At 57.9% G+C, this 18,672-nt stretch carries 9 protein-coding genes and 2 pseudogenes; 6 read left to right on the forward strand and 5 right to left on the reverse strand.

From position 1 onward, the window contains the following. Positions 1-501, reverse strand: a 501-nt coding sequence (locus A5906_RS06300; RefSeq protein ID WP_245326610.1) for a DDE-type integrase/transposase/recombinase, incomplete at its 3' end; no start/stop codon positions are given. Positions 502-855: 354 nt separating this feature from the next. Here A5906_RS06300 and A5906_RS06305 point away from each other — a divergent pair. After that, a pseudogene (locus A5906_RS06305) lies at positions 856-1,886 on the forward strand (IS110 family RNA-guided transposase); the annotation flags it as partial. A 225-nt stretch (positions 1,887-2,111) separates the two neighbouring features. On the opposite strand, the gene A5906_RS06310 reads toward A5906_RS06305, so the two are convergent. Continuing rightward, on the reverse strand, positions 2,112-3,536 hold the full coding sequence (locus A5906_RS06310) for an MATE family efflux transporter (RefSeq protein ID WP_080134404.1): 1,425 nt from the start codon (positions 3,534-3,536) through the stop codon (positions 2,112-2,114). After that, entirely contained in the window at positions 3,529-10,008 is a 6,480-nt protein-coding gene (locus A5906_RS06315; protein ID WP_080134405.1) for a non-ribosomal peptide synthetase, read from the reverse strand. Before A5906_RS06315 ends, A5906_RS06310 begins: the two co-directional genes overlap by 8 nt. A 602-nt stretch (positions 10,009-10,610) precedes the next feature. Here A5906_RS06315 and speD point away from each other — a divergent pair. The 3 genes from speD (at position 10,611) to A5906_RS06330 (ending at position 14,815) form a co-directional block, all read left to right on the forward strand. Then, positions 10,611-10,985 carry an adenosylmethionine decarboxylase gene (gene speD / locus A5906_RS06320; protein ID WP_080134406.1) on the forward strand — a complete coding sequence of 125 codons (375 nt, stop codon included), beginning with the start codon at positions 10,611-10,613 and terminating at the stop codon, positions 10,983-10,985. Positions 10,986-13,546: 2,561 nt separating this feature from the next. After that, positions 13,547-14,128 (forward strand): hypothetical protein, encoded by a 582-nt coding sequence (locus tag A5906_RS41105; RefSeq protein WP_136615014.1) that lies wholly within the window; start codon positions 13,547-13,549, stop codon positions 14,126-14,128. A 405-nt stretch (positions 14,129-14,533) separates the two neighbouring features. Continuing rightward, a complete protein-coding gene (locus A5906_RS06330; protein WP_080134408.1) occupies positions 14,534-14,815 on the forward strand; it encodes a helix-turn-helix domain-containing protein in 282 nt (93 codons plus the stop codon). Between the two features lie 418 nt (positions 14,816-15,233). On the opposite strand, the gene A5906_RS46325 is transcribed toward A5906_RS06330, so the two are convergent. Next, entirely contained in the window at positions 15,234-15,356 is a 123-nt protein-coding gene (locus tag A5906_RS46325) for a transcriptional regulator domain-containing protein (RefSeq protein WP_430642355.1), read from the reverse strand. A 1,041-nt stretch (positions 15,357-16,397) separates the two neighbouring features. Between A5906_RS46325 and A5906_RS06340 the strand changes: the two genes are divergently transcribed. Together A5906_RS06340 and A5906_RS46570 are read left to right on the forward strand one after the other, a co-directional pair. Beyond that, a complete protein-coding gene (locus tag A5906_RS06340) occupies positions 16,398-16,679 on the forward strand; it encodes a helix-turn-helix domain-containing protein (protein WP_080134409.1) in 282 nt (93 codons plus the stop codon). Positions 16,680-16,994: 315 nt separating this feature from the next. Beyond that, positions 16,995-17,123, forward strand: a pseudogene (locus tag A5906_RS46570) (IS66 family transposase); the annotation flags it as partial. A 160-nt stretch (positions 17,124-17,283) separates the two neighbouring features. On the opposite strand, the gene A5906_RS06345 reads toward A5906_RS46570, so the two are convergent. Beyond that, positions 17,284-18,165, reverse strand: coding sequence for a TauD/TfdA dioxygenase family protein (locus A5906_RS06345; protein WP_245326612.1), 882 nt, complete (start codon positions 18,163-18,165; stop codon positions 17,284-17,286). Positions 18,166-18,672: the final 507 nt, after the last annotated feature.

The following is an 18,672-nucleotide window of genomic DNA, read 5'->3' on the forward strand; positions in this document are numbered from 1 at the left end:
GGCGATGCCATGACTGGCGAGCACGCCGGTGAACGCGGCGCCCGTGAACTGCGAGCCCTGGTCGGTGTTGAAAATGTCCGGCTTGCCGTGGCGAGCAGAGCGTCCTCCAGCGTCTTGACGCAGAATGCGGCTTCCATCGTGATCGACGCGCCGCGACAGCACCCGGCGGCTGAACCAATCGAGCACCAGTGCGAGATAGATGAAGCCGCGAGCCATCGGAATGTAGGTGATGTCCATCGCCCGGACCTGGTTTTGGCGTGTGATCTGCATCCCGCGCAGCAGATACGGATAGACCTTGTGCCCGGGTCCGGGCTTGGTGGTACGCGGCCGGCGGTAGAGCGCTTCTATCCCCATCCGCCGCATCAGCGTTTTGACATGCCGGCGGCCGATCTTGCACCCCTCGGCAGCCAGCAGGCCTCTCAGCATTCGCCAACCGGCGAAGGGAAACTGCAGATGCAGCCGGTCGAGACGCCGCATGATCGCGAGGTCGGCGTCCGGCACTGGTCGCCCGCAGGTAATAAACGCTGACGCGGCTGATCTTCAAAACTTCCGCCTGTTTCGTGATCGGCAGGTCGTGCTCGCGATCGATCATCGCTTTGCACTCAGCAGGCCAGCTTTGCTGAGCGCGCCTTCTAAAAAACTGAGCGCGGCGCTGCGCGCCCTCTGTGGGATAGACGGGTAACCGCTAGACTGCAGCCGGAAGGGAGCGGCCGGTGGCCCGTGACCCCGTCAAAACACCTCGTCCATGGGCTGTCGCGCACTTAAGAGTGGTGACGCCATCTCGGCAATCCCGTTTATGAATTGTGAATGAATTGCGCAGCCCAGCCCTTCCGCCGGAGTCAGGAGGAGCTACAGATGAATCCCAAAAGATCGAAGTCGAAGGACGGCGGTAAGATGCCCATGGTGCACCCGAACGCGGCTGCCATCGACGTTGGCGCCACCATACATATGGCTGCCGTCAGGGCAGATCGCGCACCGGAGCCAGAGCTTCGGTACCTTCACGGCGGATCTGCATCGGCTGGTCGACTGCTTTACGGAATGCGGCGTCGAGACGGTCGGCGTGGAATCGACCAGCGTCACTGGATTCCGATTTTCGAGCTTCTCGATGCCGAGAAGTTTACCGTGTTTCTTGTCAACGCGCGCGATGCCAAGCACGTGCCGGGGCGTAAGACCGATGTCAGCGATGCACAATGGCTGCAGCGGCTGCATTCATTCGGGTTGCTGCGGGCCAGCTTTCAGCCCAAAGGGCAGATTGCCGAACTGCGAGCCTACGTGCGTCAGCGCGAGCGTCTGCCGGAGTACGCGGCCTCACACATCCAGCATATGCAGAAGGCCTTGACGGAGATGAAACTTCAGCTCCACCACGTCGTCGCCGACATCTCCGGCGCGACCGGCCTGCGTATCATACGCGCGATCCTTGCCGGCGAGCGCGATCCCGAGGCGCTGGCGTGCTTGCGCCACTACAGTTGCCACTCCAGTGCGGAGACGATTGCGAAGGCGCTCACCGGGAGCTACCGCGCCGAACATCTGTTTGCGCTCGAGCAGGCACTTGCGCTTTACGACACCTACCACGAGAAAGCATCTGCCTGCGACGCCCGGATCGAAGCCGTGTTGAAGGAACTGAGCAACCATCGCGGTGGAGGCCATGGACCAGCACCGCGGCCCCCCCTGCGTCGGAATCGAACCGATCAGGCGAACGCTCTAGCTTTCGATGTCCGCGAGGCGCTGTTCGCGTTACTGGGAAAAGACATCACCACGATCGTCTCGGTCCTTACCTCTCGCTGAAGCTGATCGCTGAATGCGGTGACGACCTCTCCTCGTGGCCAAGTCCAAAGCATTTTACCTCCTGGCTGGGACTGGCGCCGAGCAACAAGGTCTCCACTGGGCCAGCGTCATCTCGCTCTTGATCGCGGCTAACGCCACCTTGGCCTTGAACGCCGGTGCGTGGCGCCGGCGGTCTCGTGTGCTCATCGTCTCTCCTGATTCGCGGGACAATCTTGCCCGCCGTCAGGCAGAAACGCCACTTAACGCCTTGTTCAGATTTCCGAAGCCGGCTCCCCCCTCGCCGGCCATGCAGGCTTAAATGCGGCTCCGAGGATCTCCCTATCAGATCAAAGAGCACTTTCGATTCCTGGCTGATTGAGCCGGTCCCCTTGTCTGAGCTCGGCGAACTGGCGGAACATGACAAACAGCGCGATCATTGCGGCGCCCAGCTCAGCGATGGCTTGACTGGCCAACACTCCGTTAAAGCCCGAAATGACAGGGAATAACAGTACGGCCGGTATGAAGAGATACCCCTGCCTCGCGAAAGACACGACCGCGCTGAGGCGTGCTCTCCCTAGCGCCTGAAGCATTGTTGTCACAAAACTCTGAATACCGTAAAGTCCAAAAAACAGATGGAAGACAATGCAGGTCGAGACGGCAATATTCGTGACCTGATCGCTATCGCTGAACAGCCTGACCAAAGGCCGGACGAAAACCATAACGGCAGCGGAATACGCAAGGGAAAACGCGACCGTGATAGAGAGCATGAGCTTTGCTACCTTCAGTACACGGGCAAAGTCGCGGGCGCCCCAGCCGAACCCTAGGAGAGCTTGAGAGCCGAGACAGAAGCCGGTGATAGGCAGCGCGCCGATCGTCACGATTCTTACGGCTATTCCCACTGCGGCAATGAACTCGTCACCGAACCGCGCAGCTGCTGCGTACAAGAACATACCGGCAAGAGCGGATAAGATGCTCGTCATTGTCGCCGGCGCCCCAATGAACGCGAGCTGTCTGATCCGGTCTACTCGCAACGAGACCTGAGATATCCTGACAAGGACGATGCCGCGCCGCTTGGCAAAATACGAGATGTAGAGGCTTATGGCCGCGATCTGAGATAGCAGCGTTGCTAGGGCTGCGCCTCGCACACCCAAGTCAAGTAAGAATATAAAAAGGGGATCAAGCAAGGCGTTCAATATGAAAGCGCTCAGCATTGTCCACATGCTGAATCGTGTGTTGCCTTCCGCTCTGGCGATGAAGCCGCTAACGATGTTTAGGAGCATCACTGTAGACCCCAGCAAGAGGGGCGTGGCGTAGTCGAGCGCGATGGGCAGGATGGTTGAAGTTGCCCCGAGGACGATGAAGGTGCCTCGTAGGCCCAAAAGCAAGGCGACGGTCATAATGACACCGATCGGAGCGGCGAGCGCCAGCGCGGTACTCGCACCTCGACTCGCTTCCAGGTCCTTGCCAGCACCGAGATGACGAGAGATGAAGGAGGCGGTTCCAACACCGATCCCCTCTGCCACCGATGCGAGAAAGACCACGATCGGCATGGTCATGCTCACAGCCGCGATCGCCTGCGCGCCAAGTGAGCCAACAAAAATCGCGTTGAGGAGCTGCTGTAGGGCGTTGATCGACAAGCCGATAACAGACGGGATGGCGAGCCGCAGGAGAAGGCTCAAAAGATTCTGATCCGAGAGATCAATGTGCTGACTCTTCTTGCGCATCGCATCGCGATCCCTCTCGAGGGCGACCTCCGCATCGCGCTCATTCATGGTTCGTACGGTCGTGAGTTCTGCCAAACTCATTGATCGTCTGTAGCAGCTCCTGTTGCAACACCGTGCAAAGACGGCACGTCACCTCATAACCGACCTCACTCGGATCATACCTCATTTCAATCTGTAGACGGCCGGATTGATATCCGACATCGAACCAGAAGAGGTGAATCGCTGCCGCTTCATCCATGTAGTCGCCGATCGAAAGTGGAGAAGGGTCTGAGTCTAGGAGACGGCGTGGGAAATGGCGCTGCAAACCCGCTCGATAATTCACCCCAATTCTGGGCAGCGGCAGACGATCGATTCGACTCCGCACGGCTGGATCTCGGTTCAGGAATTTCAGGGCGCGAAATCCTATTCCTCTGCGCGGCAGAGCATTGCGCTGCTGGTATATTGAACGGGCACGGTTGGAACGCGGCTCCCTTCCGGTGACAATCAATGGAAGCGGAACAAGCTCGCTGATATGGCCAATGATTTGAGATGAGTCGAAATCGTCAAACAGCCCACCTCGTGCCGAGGTAAGGCCATCAATGAAGAGCGAGTAGTTGCCGAAAAGCCCGCCAAACGCACCAGACAGGGCGGCAAGAAACACATCAACGTCCTGACAATGCGCTGATCTGGCTGTAATGCTGAGGAGGCCCGCTGTCGCTTCCTCGTCCATCGCAAGATGATACATGGCCTGCTCTTCCGAAAGCGAACGGCAGCACGCATCCTCCCGGCTACCTCCGAGATTTGCATAGTGAAGCTCTCTCGCGGTCTCTTTGCCAAAACTCGCGCCTCGCGAGGACGTGTCGCTGACACGCAAATTGAATTGATCGTAGTCAATCTGCTCCCAATATTTGAGTTCGCCTGGCGCTTCGCTGTTCGCATAGTGCTCGAGGCGCTTCAACCAATGAGAGAGCCCTTGTGGGGTCTTGGAACCATTCACGTCATCGCCCGCGGCAAGGGCGTTGTATGCGCCATCCAATGCTTCCAGGAACAGGCGATAGCCTATCCCATCCGCTACGAAGTGATGGATCAATGCCAGCAGGTAGTAATCACCGCTTTCCGAAGTGCGGAAGGCCGTGACGTGAACAAGAGGCGTGTGGCCGTCAAACCGAAACATATGTTGACGTCTTGCCGAAACGCTCTCGATTGCCCTGCGCTGGTCTGGGCCGGTCATTCCGACGAGATTGATCTCTTCCACGATGCGCTCGGCGAGGCAAGGTCCGATCCTCAGACGTAGTCCATCTTGGGTTCTGGCAATGCGCAGCCTGAGGCCTTCGTGCCGCTCCATGACATGGGCGAGAGCCCGTTCCAGGATCTGGATATTCAGGATGCGGCCGGGCAAGAAGAACAGGTCGCCCATGTTAAAATGCTCATCAAACCCGACAAGATGGTTCCAAGACGCGATTGCCGGGGGCACAGGCAGTGAGCCGTTCTCAGAAGGGACGTTATGGGATGCCCCGCGCGCTTCGTCCGCCGCCAAGTCCCTGATGGTGGGTGTTCGATAAAGTTGGTTGACGGTGAGATTCAACCCGGCTTTGCGCGCCAGCGTGACGCAACGTACGCTCAGAAGAGAATCTCCGCCAAGATCAAAGAAACTGCCGTCGATTCCTACCGCCTTGGCACCTAATAGATCCTCCCAGATCCGAGCAAGAACTTGCTCGTTTCTGGTGCGGGGCTCAGCAGATAGGTTAGTCTCGATGTAGCGGTAAGGAACGGAGGACAGGCGAGTGCGGTCTATCTTTCCGCTCGTCGTCAGGGGAATACTGTCCGCTGCCCTGAAGGCTGCTGGAAGCATGTACGATGGCAATTTGTTGCGCAGGTGGGTGAGAATCTCGCTAGAGCTTAGATTGTCGCGAGCGGGTACCACGATAGCGGCTAAGCGACGACCCTCATCCATGCCTTCTGCGAACACTACGGCCTTTGCGATTGCCGGATGAGATTCAAGGGCCGTTTCGACCTCCTCCGGCTCAATTCGAAATCCCCTCAGCTTGATCTGGTTGTCCGATCGGCCGCAAATCTCGACAAGGCCACTGGTTGAGATGCGTGCGATATCCCCAGTTCGGTAAAGCATGCCGTATTTTCCGCTATCATACGGATTGGGAACGAAACAGCGGTCAGTCCGATCTTGATCCCGCCAGTACCCAGCGCTCAAACAGCGGCCCGCGATGCAGAGTTCGCCGGGGGCTCCAACAGGCACTCTCTTCAATCGGGTATCGAGCACGTAGACTTTGACGTTGTCGATTGGTTGCCCCACTGGGACGAGTGCCGAGTTGTCATAGGCATCCGATGTTTCGTAGACGGCTGCATTCGATGCGCATTCCGTCGCACCATAGAAGTTCCACAACGGCACGTCCGGAAAAGACGCTCGCCAGCGAGCGGCCAGCGAGGAAGGCATCTGCTCGGCGCTGCTTGTGACCAACCTCAAGGCGGTCCTTTGCGGTTGCTGTTGCTGGGACCTAATCAGACCGGACAGGACTGGCGGAGAGGCAAAAAAGCGTGTCACCCGATGTTTTGCCAAACTGCACAACAGCAGATCTGGATCTACCACCTGCTCCTGGGTTAAGATCAGCGTGGGCACGCCTCTCAGAAGCCCCCCAAAATACTCCCAAGCGGACGCAACAAGGCAAGCCGACTTCTGGACAACCATCACGTCGGTGCTATCGAAGGGAAAGCGTCGCCACATCCAGTTCAGCCGATTAAGAATGGCCGATTCTGGTATAAGAACTCCTTTCGCCCGCCCTGTTGAGGAGGACGTGTATATTAGGTTCGCAATTCGGGGATCTGAGGGTGTGTCGCTGGAGTCGAAATTATTCGCCGCCCCCCTGTACCTCTCTAAGGTAAGTAGACAAATCGAGGGTATGTCAAAATCAGGCTCCGTGATATTCGCGTGAACCAAAAGCTTTGCCTGACTATCTCGCAGGATATGTTGGATCCGATCGCGTGGATATTCCGGCGTTATCGGCACAACAACAGAGTGCAAGGCTCGCGCCGCAAGCGTTACGGCGGCAACGTCGGGGGACCGGTCAACGAGGATGGCGACCAGATCGCCGGCCCCCACCTTCATATTCCGCAACGACGACGTGATAGCCGCTACGCGCTCGCGCAGCTCGCCGAATGTGACCTCCCCGAACTCGCCAAAATATGCGACCGTGCCGTGATTGGAGACGCTGATTTTCTCGAAGGCTTCAACAAGCGGACATTCAGACTCATATGACTGGTTCGCCCCATCCAGGGAGTCCAGTATAGTGAGGTCTGACGCGCTGAGGCAGCTCAGCTCTTCAATGGGCGCAAGCGGTTTATCAACGCAGGCGGCAATCAGACAGCGCAAATTGTTGGCCATACGAAGAGCCAAATCGCTCGAGAATATATCTTCCGCGTACGCGAGCTGGAGCGCAATTTCATCGCCGTGATCTTGCGCGTACAACGTCAGGTCGAACTTGACATAGCCTGTGTCGTACTCGCGGAATGTCAGGCCCAGTTCGTGTTGGCCAAGTGGCTCGGCGGCTTCGGAGTACATGTTGAACATGACCTGGAAGATCGGTGATCGCCCCGCTTCGCGACACAACCGGATATCCCTGACGATCCAGCCGAATGGATAGGCCGAATTTGCGATGGCATCGCTGATCAGGCCCTGGATGCGCGCGGCATGAGCAGCAAAGCATTGACCGCCCTCGATCGCGGTGCGGATTGGCAGCATGTTCAGAAAAAAGCCGACGATGTCGGCGCTGCCGGGTTGATCCCGTACCGCGTGTGGTATGCCGACGACAATATCGTCCTCACCGCTGTACATCCGTAGCAGCAGCTTGAAGCAAGCCAGCAGTGTTGTCGACGTGGTGCAGCCATTTCGGCGCGCAAATTCTCTCACCCGACTGGGGAGATCGCCGCCAAGCAGCACTGCGTGCGAGGCGCCGCGGTACGAACTTGCTTGTGGGCGCGCTCCTCCCGTTCCAAGCGAAAGCACCGGCGGATCATCACCGATCTGGCGTCGCCAATAGTGACGTTGGCTCTCCAGCGCCTCTGGCGGAACGTATTTTGCCTCCCATACCGCGTAACTCGAGAGTGACGCGCGGCTCTCCGGGCAATCCGCCCCGGCATCTACGTATCTTCGCTCAAGATCCCTGAGCAGAATAGAGATCGACCAGGCATCGAGGATGATTTCATGAGCGGTAATCAATATGACATGGTTCTCGGGGCCAAGCCGGACCATGCGCGCACGAAACAGGTGGCCTTGTCGGAGATCAAAACTGTCTTTCAGCTCCGTTCGCCGAAACTGTGCGATGAGCTCATCAGCCTGCGACGAGGTGAGATCTGATGCATCGGTCAATTCAAGACTGGTGCACGGCGGAGCATCAAAATATTGAACCGGACCGTCTTCGTCGACAAAGCGCGCCCAAAGTGCCTGGTGGGAATGAATGACATCCGTCCAGGCGCGATTGAACCGAGCTAAATCGATGATTCCTCTAATTCGCAAGCCGCCTTGAATGATGTAGTTCCTAGCAGACGGATCGAGCTGCGAGAGAAACCACAGGTGCTCCTGGAGGCGCGTCAGAGGCGCCCGGTTAAACCTTTCGCATGTCAAAGCTGTGCACGAATTGGGCTCGGCGCGTGCCGCGATCGCAGCGGCAAGAGAGCGAATTGTCCCATTCAGGACCAGCCTGAAATCCACTCTCACTCCGAGGGAGGTCTGTAGTTGTCCTAATACGAGCATTGCGCGGAGCGAGTCTCCGCCGAGGCTCATGAATTGGTCATTCACACCTATCTTCTCGATACGCAAAATGCCGGCCCATATTTGACGCAGCCGGACTTCGAGGTCTGTTTGCGGCTCTTCGAATGGCGTCGACAGTCGAGGACGAACACTCGCCGGGTCAGGCAACGCTCCAAAATCGACCTTTCCGTTCCTGGTCAGTGGAATGCAGTTGACGTGGATAATTCTTTCCGGAAGCATGTAGCTGGGGAGTGCCTCGGCAAGAAAGCTCTGGAGCTCGCTTTCCGCCAGCTCAGCTGGTGCTGACACATACGCAAATAGTCGCCTCGATTCAGCTTGCGTCTCGGCCCGAGCGATATCACGAGCCGTAAGCTTTACACCTGCGCAGACAGAGGCGACCGCAACCGCGCCATGCACCATGTGATGAGCGGACAGTCGCGCCTCGATTTCGCCCAGCTCGATTCTGTGTCCTCGAATTTTGACCTGACGATCCCGCCGGCCGAGACATTCCAAAAGGCCATCGGTGCGAACGCGCCCAAGATCACCTGTCCGGTATAGGCACCGAAACGACCGATTGCTTGTGAACGGGTTTGGCCCAAAGGCATCCTTAGTGCGAACATCATCATTGACGTAACCCGCAGCGACACCAGCACCGCCAACACAGATTTCGCCAACCTCTCCGACGTTGCACAGCCGTGGACCGTCCGCGATATAAACCTCAACGTTTTGAATCGGTCTGCCGATCGGTACGTACGGCTCAGCCAAGGAAGGCGGCACGGAAACCAGATGATGCGTGACGCCGTCCGCGCACTCGGTCGGCCCGTAGTGGTTGAGAATGGAAACGCGGGGATACAAGGCAAGCCAAGCGCGCGCCAATCCAGGTGTTAGAGGTTCTCCGACGGTCGAAATAATCCGCAAATCGTCCATGGTTCGCTCCGCCGCAGGAAGCGACTGCAGATATTCAACAAAGACTGCCAGCATGGACGGGACGAATTGGACAACGGTGGCGCCGAATCCTCGAATTGCTTGGAGGAGGGATGACGGCGATCTCAGTGTCGTATCATCAATGATCGCTGTAGAGGCTCCGACGCAAAGCCCAGCCAGAAGCTGCCACAGCGAGATGTCAAAGCAGTGCGACGCCGTTTGGGCAACGCAATCCGCCCGGGTGAGGCTTAGAGCATCGATCTTTGCCGCCAAATGATTGTTTAGGCCGGCGCGCCCGATCATTGCGCCCTTAGGCTGGCCCGTCGAACCAGACGTAAACAGAATGTACGCAAGTCCGTCCTCGTTCGGCGCCGGCACCACAGATGAAGTCTGGATCCGGCGCAGCGCCGCCGCTATAGCTACGAATTGCGTGGTGCCTTTGCTGCTCCCCTGGAACAGGCTCAGCGTATCGGGCCGGTCTCGACCAATCAACAGCCGGCAGCCGCTCTGCTCAATCATGAATGATGAACGGGAATACGGCAGCGATGGATCGAGCGGTAGATACGTTGATCCAGCTTTCAAAATTGCGACGACGGCCGTCGCCCAGTCGAGGTCCCGCTCCCCCCAATAGCCAACAATCGCTCCGTGAGCGCCTTGCTCTCGTAAGGTCCCTGCAAGGGCATCAGATCTTAATCGTAGCTCCCCATATGTGAGCTTGTCTGCGCCGTGTCTCAGCGCAACTCTTTCCGGATTCGATCCTGCAAGGCAATCGATCGCCGTGATCGCGTCAATCGGTTGACGTCCCACGGATTGCTTTTTGTCTGATTGATTTGCCGTAGGCACGCGCCCCGCCATTCGTGACTTTCTGCGGCATCCAAATCGGAACGCCAAAGCTGTTCATCGAGGTGTGCATTGCGCAGCCACCCTGATTCCGCATCATAAGGTTCTGTCCGTATGAGCTTATCGTCTGGGGTGTTCGCCTCTGGCCCGATGATCAGCAGAGAAACGAGGCTGATGCTACGACCGCAAGTTCACTTTGGCGCCTACCAACTCTTGTAGTGGACCTGCGATCGTCTGCATGGCACCGGCAATCAACGCGCCCACAGGCTCGTTACGGCTTGTGATCAGCGCAATTGACCTGCCGATTTCGCGGAACTTGAGCCGGCCCCATCCCGTCGAGAGCGTGTTCGCCACTGGGCGATACCGGATCGCACGGGAGACGGCTCCTTATCGCCAACCACCGCCAGCCCGATGGTATTCACGCCGGTGATCGCCGCTTCAAGGACTCGGTGGCTGCTCGACGGTACAGATGAGTTATCGAAGCTCGAAGTGGCCAGTCTCAAGGAGGAATTGAGGCCATCCAAGCGCCGACACCGGCGATCAAAGCGCCTGATCACCTCGTCACCTAATCCGAATAGCTCAACCTATTTGGCCGATAACTCAATGGAGATTTCTAAATGACTACCCCGCCGGCTCTATCCGAAGGTGCGACCCACATGCTCATCGAGCTATGGGGAGCGAAGAATCTCGACGATCCTGCCCATGCGGAAATCGCAATGCGAAAAGCCATTCGTGCAGCGAGGGCGACACTGCTCCACCTTCATGTTCATCAGTTTTGTCCCGGTCACGGCGTCTCCGCAATAGCCTTGTTGGCTGAGTCGCACCTGACCTTACATACTTGGCCTGAAAGGTCCTACGCGGCCGCCGATGTTTTCGTATGTGGCGACAGTGATCCTGCCAACGCTGTGCCAGTTCTGGTGGACGCGTTTCAGCCCGAACGCTCTGACGTTCGTCGCTTCCGCAGAGGTGTGTCAAACAAGCCAACGGAGTGAAGGAGTGCTCGGTCACTTGGTATAGCCGGTCCTGTTTCCGACTGTGACCATCTCCGAAGCGAATGACGGGTAAAAGGCGGCATTTCGTACGATCACCCGGGACCTGCGGGGAAAATCGCTCCAAGCGGATCCAGTCGGTCATCGTTCACCCTGATCTCGCGTTCGCGGCCGTACAGATACTATGTCGCAGCAGCCTCTTCTAAAACATTGTGGTTACATGCCGAAGTTGGGAAAGGCCGTGCCGCCCTCAGGCGGTTCCTGCGCGTCGAGTCAATCGCAGTCTTCTTGGGGGCGCCTCTGCACTCGTACAACTGAAGCGGGTTCGACCAAGCAAGGACTGGCCGACGATTGCAGCATCCGTCGATCTACCACCGTGATCATTCGGGGCACCGCAAGACACGGGCGGCCGGGCTGCCTTTCATGCGAGGGCGTCCAAACGAGCCGGAAGCTAAGACCGTCCTGTCATTGCGTCGCGCCCGGAGGCGAGCACAAGCGTTGTCGATAGGTGGCGACGGCATAGTTCGCGGGTGGCGAACGGCTGAACGCTTAGTGGTATGCAAGGACGAATGGCACACCGAGAAAGTCAATCCACAGGGACGCAGCGTGCCGATAAGCTTCTGCGCGCGGATCAATCCTCGGAAGGCGCTCGGCCAGGCTTGCTGGACGAGCTGCTCGACCTGCCTTTCCAATGGCTTCGCGGCGGGCGCGGCATATCCCTTTTTTCATGTAGCCGCCAAAGATCTCCAGGCGGAATGCCAGCGTCGCGTCCTTGCTCCTGATCGCAAGACTTTACCACCCAAGCGGTCCGATTTTGACGCTCCCGGCTCTCAGCTAGCCTGGTCCGTCGTTTAACGCTAGGGGACCTCCATGAGCAGCATCATCCGCGCCATCAATTTCAGGCTGCCGGTACTGCAACGGCGGGCACTAGTTGCGGTCTGCTGACCGAATTTGCCGTAGCCATTCCAACCCCTGGACAGGTCATCAGTGCTAGATGTGATTGCGACCTTTGTGGGCTGGGGGAGACTTGAGACGATTGGCGCTGGCCTCACATTTTTGCTCGCCAGCCAAATGCGCGACCTGTGGCGAGCTCGGTGGGGCTGCGCTTCGGTCGTATGGGCCGTCGGTGTCAAGACTTCTAATTGCTGCAGCGGGATTTCTCCTGGGCAGCTTGGCCGCGGTAAGGCCCAACATCACGTCGCGAGTGATTCCGAAATGGAGGCGATAGAGCCACCAGATTGCGCAGCACCGTTCGAGATCGGATAGCGCGCACGCTCGCTTCATTGCTGCAGCCATCCGCGCTATCGGCTTCATGCCACGTCGCATTCGGAAACCTGGGCGTCTCGGGACCAGTGCCATCCATTTAGTGGTTTTTCGGTTGGTGACGACCCGCCGGCGCGCGCGTGCATCGGCAAAAGACAAAAGATTGGGAGCTGGATTCATGTTTGCCATAGAATTGTTTTGCGCGTTCGAAGCTGGAGAAGCTGAATGAAAACACGCTTATGTGCATCCGACCTTTCTGTAACCTTACGACGCAAGTACCGTTTCGCAACCGCCAACTCTGGTAGTGACAACTTGTCCCATAAGTACGCGTCGACGCGCGACAGCTGGCAGGCCCCATGCTCTGCCAATCGAAACGGCCGGCCCCGATGGGGTTGGCTGCCCTCGCAAACGTTGTGGGCCCTGAGGGCAGGCCCAGAGCCGACGAGATCCTGAGCTTCACTCGCCCCTGATCAGGCCAGCTCCTCGTGACTGGCTTATTCTGTGTACGCGGTGATCCTCGGCGACTTTCTGCCGCTGTGGGGAACGCGCGTCAACGATGTGTATGCCTCACCCGAACGACTAGCTCGCCCGCCAGCAAACCGGATGCACACGCGTACAGCCAAGGTACGCCAAAGCCGCCCGCTCATAACACTGGTCGGGCGCGGCCGGCAGCGCGTTGCGCAGCTTGGTGTGGCCGTCACGAAGATTGAGGCCAAGCCAACACCAATCCGTTGCGCACCACCCAATTTCTGAGATCGATGCCTTCAGCTGAACAGATCGCCGTGCTGTGCGCACATCGATGGTCTACAATCGATTTTGGCTCGCCATGATCTCGTGCGGCAAAATCTGTCCTTGCCGCGCCTACCACTGCAGAGAGGGTCCTTTGTGCCATCGCTTGGGAGCGATCGGTCCGTTTTTGGTATACGGGCGTAGTCGCTGACAAGACGCTTCAGCGGCGTCAGTGAGCGTCGTCAGCAAGCGGCGCACGAGCTGCTTTTCGTCTGTGAATTTCTGCACGGTTTCGTCAGCTTTTAGAAAGCTAGCCTGGATACAGAGGCGTTGCGGTTAGCGACGCGTGGCAGGGACAGCGCCTTACCAGAATGGGACAGCGCCGAGTCACGTTTCTGCTAACCTCAATCTGCAGCGCAGGCGCGGCAGGGACAGCGCCGATGCAGCCCAACCGACGGGCGCCGAGTCGCGCCCGCGCTGCTCCCGGTGGCGAGACACGACCACTCCTGAAATGAGTGTATGCCTTGCCCGGCGATAGACGCCCGGTCAGGCCTTTGCAATGGAGGCTGACCATGTTGAAGTCAGCGGCGCGGGTAGTCTTTCATGCGATCGCTTCCATCACCTCCCGTGTTACCCGACTAACAGTCTATATTTTCTCTCCTGAGCGGCAGCGTGTCGGCCTTTGTCATGCAGCGTACGGTTCTGGCATGCAGCGCATTATCGATTTCTTCACAAGGCGGCGGACCAGCTTAGAAAGCTGCAGACGATCCGACCAACTCAGGTGGATTATTGGCAATCGTTCTGGGCCTAAAAACATTTGGCGGCATCTTGGAGGAGGCAAAGTGTCAGCCTTGACGCCGGATGGGATTAGGCTGGCACCAAATTTAGCGGCGTGGCAGGGACAGCGCTTTCCAGGACTGCGCCAAGTCATGTCGCCGCTAACCTTTGACGTCGTTGGCCCGGACGGCGTCGTCTTTGAAGGCCTGCCCACCACCTTGCGGCACCTCTCAACGATACCACTTGGTAGCATCGTGTGGGCCTGCCGCTCACGAGAGCAAAGCTGGCCGGCTTTGGTTGACGACAAAGGGTTGCGGCATTTGCAAGGAACAGGCTTTCAGGGATTCACTGCGCGAGCGCCGAACTACTCGGGCTAATTTGCGGGCTAGTAGGATCAGCATCGGATTGCCTCCCATGACGCCAATCGCGTCCGGGCAGCTCCCCGTCTTCTGCAAAAGCTCTTTCCTGACACCCTCGTCGCGTTTGACGCGTCGTGGGAAACATCGAAGTCTCTCCTTGGCGTATCCGGCGCCCGGCTTTCGATTGGTACGGACAAGGAAAGGCGAAATTGCCCAGCTAGTCTCAACCCGGCCTGAGTGTGCATCCTTTCAGGCTCAGAAGTCATGGAAGGATAGGCGTCGCCATCTGCACGACTTGATCGTGACGGATCCATTTCGCGACGCCTCGCCGCTTGCGCTCTTACTCTCGCCTGCAATTTTGTAATGCTTTTATGTCGGATATAGCCAGTGGTTTGATGACCAGCGCAATGGCTGCCTTCGCGCATGAGAGCTCGTGCGCTTGTGGCTTACAATGTGCGCCGGATCCGCGTCGAGCGCGGTATTCCGCAAGAACAATTGGCATACGATGCGGGTGTTGATCGCTCTTATATGAGCGGACTTGAGCGCCAAAAGGCGAACCCGACAATTGATCTTCTCGATCGTCTCGCCGAGACGCTCGGGGTTGCCGTCTCCGAGCTGTTTGTTCGGCCATCCAAGGGTGCGCCGCTACCCGCTACATTACGTAAAGGTCGTAAGCCGAAGTCGGCACGCCGCAAAAAGAGATAGCCCCCGTTACGGCACCGAATTGTTAACGCAGATCTTGTGCGGTACCGGACCAATATCATGGCTCGGCGTGGATTTATGAGCAACCGACCCCATATATGCGGCAATCTTCCTATGGAGATCGAATGATGTGATGGATAGCCAAAGGCGATGCTTCGCGCCCCCGAGCGGCACGATCGCATGCCACCCATCCGGCGCGCGGCGAAGCTCGCTGCCCCACAGATTGACGAAATCGAGCTGATAGCTTTTGGGCGCGATGCACTTGGCGCCGGCACAGCCAGTACGGTCGAGAGCGCCTCGGGCGCCCAGAAGGCTGCTTGCTTGTCGAAGGTCTTTTGCGGATCAGCTGGAAAACGAGAGCCCCCACTTGCGCCAGAATTGGCCTGCCGCGGCGCTTGAATGTTCGCGGCGAGATAGCCGCTTATAATTGGTAGTCACTCTCTCGGCGCAGCAACTCCCAGGCCAGGTCGGCAGCCTCTGGCTTCTTGAGACCGCTATACGCTTCGTCAGATCTGCAGTCCGGCGTCGCACTATTTCCGCACAATCTTCACACGTGGCAAACTGCAGCCTATGGTTGTGGCCGTTTGGAGTTGCTTGCGTCGCGCTGCGCGCCTTGCACGCAGCTGGTCGATGGAATGATCAACTTTTGTGATTGCTAGGAATGTCGTGGATCCTGACATCCGCGGTGGTCATTGCTTTGGCCAACCGCCACGCAGCAGATCGCAATAGCCGTGACCTGCTAGTCATTTGCCCGAGCCAGATGACTTTCGGACGTGCGTCGCGCACTATCCGACACAGCCGTCAGATAAAGCACAAAGCGCGCGATTTCCCCAAATCCGCCTTATCAGCCGCGGCATCAAGGAGGCGCATGTAGGTCACAGCGTACTCCTTGTCGTATGACGTGAGCTCGTGGCCGCTTCGCGCCGATTCTGCGACCTTCGGCTCGGCCGGCACTGCCTCAAATTCCTACCAAACTGAAAAAGCTACCAAAATTCAAACGACGATAACTAATTGGGCGCATTTTGGTATCAGCCCAATGGATGCAGCGACAACCTCCGTTTCGCGCCAAGACCGCCATCGCATATCGGCTTACAGTGACCTGCTGTCTCCATCCTGCGCATTGCCTCGTTCATCGCAGTCCGCACCGGAACTGATCGCAGATTTGCCCTGCAACTTGGCTGTTTCTGCTCTTCCCTGCCGGAAAGGCATGGTGGCCCGTTGCGACCGGCTCCCTCGCACAATGAAAAGCGCTGGCCAGGCCCAGCCAACCGGAGAAGATTCGTTTCCCTTTCGAGGTGCAGTTGAACGGTTGTCCTATTTAGTTGCGGTGATCGGAAAACGCCCTGCTAAGTCTGAGCGTCAATGCCTGCTCTCCCGCCAATGGCAAGCTATCGCCCCCCGAGAACGCATGTGGTGGTCAAGGACATTCGAAGACGACAAACGCTACGGGCCTCTGCATCGCACCGTAGCCTGCTTCCTTGAAGCAATTGGGGAAGGAGGACAGCCACTGATCGGGTGTGAGGTTATCGTATTAGTCTGGCTATAACCTGTGGTTTGATAGTCATCTGAATGGCTGCCTTTGCGCATGAACGCTCGTGCGCTTGTGGCTTGGAATGTGCGCCGGATCCGCGTAGAGCGCGGCATTCCGCAAGAGCAATTGGCCTATGATGCCGGGATCGACCGCTCATATATGGGGCGCATTGAGCAGGAGAAAGAGAACCCGACCGTTGATCTCCTGGACCGTATCGCCGCGACCTTGGGTATTCACTTGTCCGAATTGTTCGCTGAGCCAGCCAAGGGTGCGATGCCCCCCAAGCCGATGTCTAGAGGACGCAAGCCGGCACGGCTCTATCGGAACAGGACGTAGTTGCTCGAGAGAGCCATCTTTGAGCTAACGACGGGAGCAAGCGAGCCTGATCTCCCCACGTGCTCGCTTCGAATCTGCGGCCGCCGATTTCGAGCCGGTGCCGCGCGCACGTTCCGCTTCAAGAACGCCCAGCGCCGAATGTTATGAGGCCGAGCATCTTCGAAATGAACGCTTACGGCACGAAGGCTTCGGGATAGTCACTGCGGACGCCGGGGCTAGCTGATCAGCTTCATCGGAACGTCGACAGATGGCGCGAGTATGTTCTGAATTGCGTGTGAGCGCCCCCTGCCCAACGATCCCGAGACGCTGAAAGCGATGCTACTTACCGAGGAAAAGCGAACGGCTGCGTCAGATCATCAAGGAAATGCAGCAGCATCAGTTTGGCCAGCGGGCAGAAAGGCTGCCCGAAGATTAAAGCTGCTGGGCCTGGAAGACGTCGAGCAGGGCGCCAGCGTACAGCGAGGCGGCGCAGGACCTCAGCGCATCTGAGGCCGTGAAGGTGCGAGCTCGTAGGTTCCACAACAAGCGTAGCGCCGCGCCGGTTAGCCCGCTCGTGGCGAATTAGAAGGCACGGCTCCGCTCGACATGGCAGGGCCTCTACGTGCTAGGCAGCCCTAGCGGTGCGTGATTTCGGCCTCTTCATGTGCGGTACGCCGGCGTCAATCGCAAGCTGATCCATGTTCCATTGAGGGTTGCCAATTTTGTTGATGGGGTACGGCTCGGTCGCGCGATTGTCCCAGATTACGAGGTCGCCTGATTTCCAATCCCAGGACAGGGTGTTCCGCGGCGCGATGAGATACGATTGCAGCCGTTCAAATAGTCTTTGGCTGGGAAAGCGCTGCAGGCCGACGAAGCTCTGCACTGACCGACCAAGCCAGAGCATACGTTCGTCGGTCTCGGGATGAACACGAACGATCGGATGTGCCGTTTCGTAGATCGTTCCGGTGGATACGCCATGCCATGCCCTCTTGTTGGCCTCGGCGGCCCCCTCTGTCCCAGTGAGATCGAATGCGACGCAGCTCACAGCCCAGAGATTATCTGCAAGCATCCGCAGAGACTCGGGAAGGTCCAGATAAGCGGCCGCCATGCTCGACCAAGCGATGTCCCCGCCAAAAGGCGGGATCGCTGCACTCCGCAGCGCTGAAATGGTGCCGGCGTTGAAGACGACCTCATCCTCGATCTGGTCCCTATGACTGCAAGCGCGACCAGGCAGCGTCTTACGGATTGTTAAGCCGCCGCTTGTGTTCACCATTTTGGGATTCGGCATCAGCGAGCCGAGGCGGAGCACAAAACGCTCCTCCTGGGCGTCATCGAGATGTCCCTGATTACGGAAGAAGATGACCTTATGCTCCAGCAGCAGCCGTTTAAAGGCAATGATAACCTCGTCAGGCAAATCGTCGGACAGTTTAATGTTCTTGATTTCGGCACCAAGCCGATCCGCGCGTTTGACGATGTCTGCGCGCGGGAAGACGTTATCAACGGTCATTGTGCCACTCATGACGGTGCCTCTCTCTGTGGGTGTCTAAACAAGCTCCGAGTTTGGTGGTCGTGTCCGGCGACAAACGAAGGACACACATCCGAATTGTCTGAGCGCGGGGGTCACCACGCCGCACAATCAGGCGGCTGAATTTTGATACACACCACCAGCATCTTAAGATCTGACTCTCTCTGCGTGACGACACGACCAGTGCCGTTCCCATAGAAGGGCACTCGCATATAAGGCCACTCGATCGATTTGCAGCCTGATCAACAGCGCAGATCATAAAGGCAATCCATGTCCAGTCCATGAAACGAAACCAGCTTTCTTTTCGAGCTTGCGTAACGTTCGCCTCGCCTCAGAACTCGTGCTTGGAAAATCCTCGAATAACGATTGCGTCGTCACCTCATACGACCCGCACGCCCTCATCCTCGCTATGAAGAATGGAACTGGTTCGCGCCTGGGCTTGCGAGGCAGATAGGACGCGCCGCCTCAAGAAGGATCAATCTACTTAAC

This window comes from Bradyrhizobium sacchari (genome assembly GCF_002068095.1).
Lineage (GTDB): Bacteria > Pseudomonadota > Alphaproteobacteria > Rhizobiales > Xanthobacteraceae > Bradyrhizobium > Bradyrhizobium sacchari.

Excerpts from the sequence above, each read along its gene's own strand:
- A5906_RS06330 (WP_080134408.1), top strand. The coding sequence starts at position 14,534 with ATGAGAGCTCGTGCGCTTGTGGCTTACAATGTGCGCCGGATCCGCGTC.
- A5906_RS06345 (WP_245326612.1), bottom strand. The coding sequence starts at position 18,165 with ATGACCGTTGATAACGTCTTCCCGCGCGCAGACATCGTCAAACGCGCG.
- A5906_RS06340 (WP_080134409.1), top strand. The coding sequence starts at position 16,398 with ATGAACGCTCGTGCGCTTGTGGCTTGGAATGTGCGCCGGATCCGCGTA.
- speD (WP_080134406.1), top strand. The coding sequence starts at position 10,611 with ATGACTACCCCGCCGGCTCTATCCGAAGGTGCGACCCACATGCTCATC.
- A5906_RS06310 (WP_080134404.1), bottom strand. The coding sequence starts at position 3,536 with ATGAATGAGCGCGATGCGGAGGTCGCCCTCGAGAGGGATCGCGATGCG.
- A5906_RS41105 (WP_136615014.1), top strand. The coding sequence starts at position 13,547 with ATGTTGAAGTCAGCGGCGCGGGTAGTCTTTCATGCGATCGCTTCCATC.
- A5906_RS06315 (WP_080134405.1), bottom strand. The coding sequence starts at position 10,008 with ATGGCGGGGCGCGTGCCTACGGCAAATCAATCAGACAAAAAGCAATCC.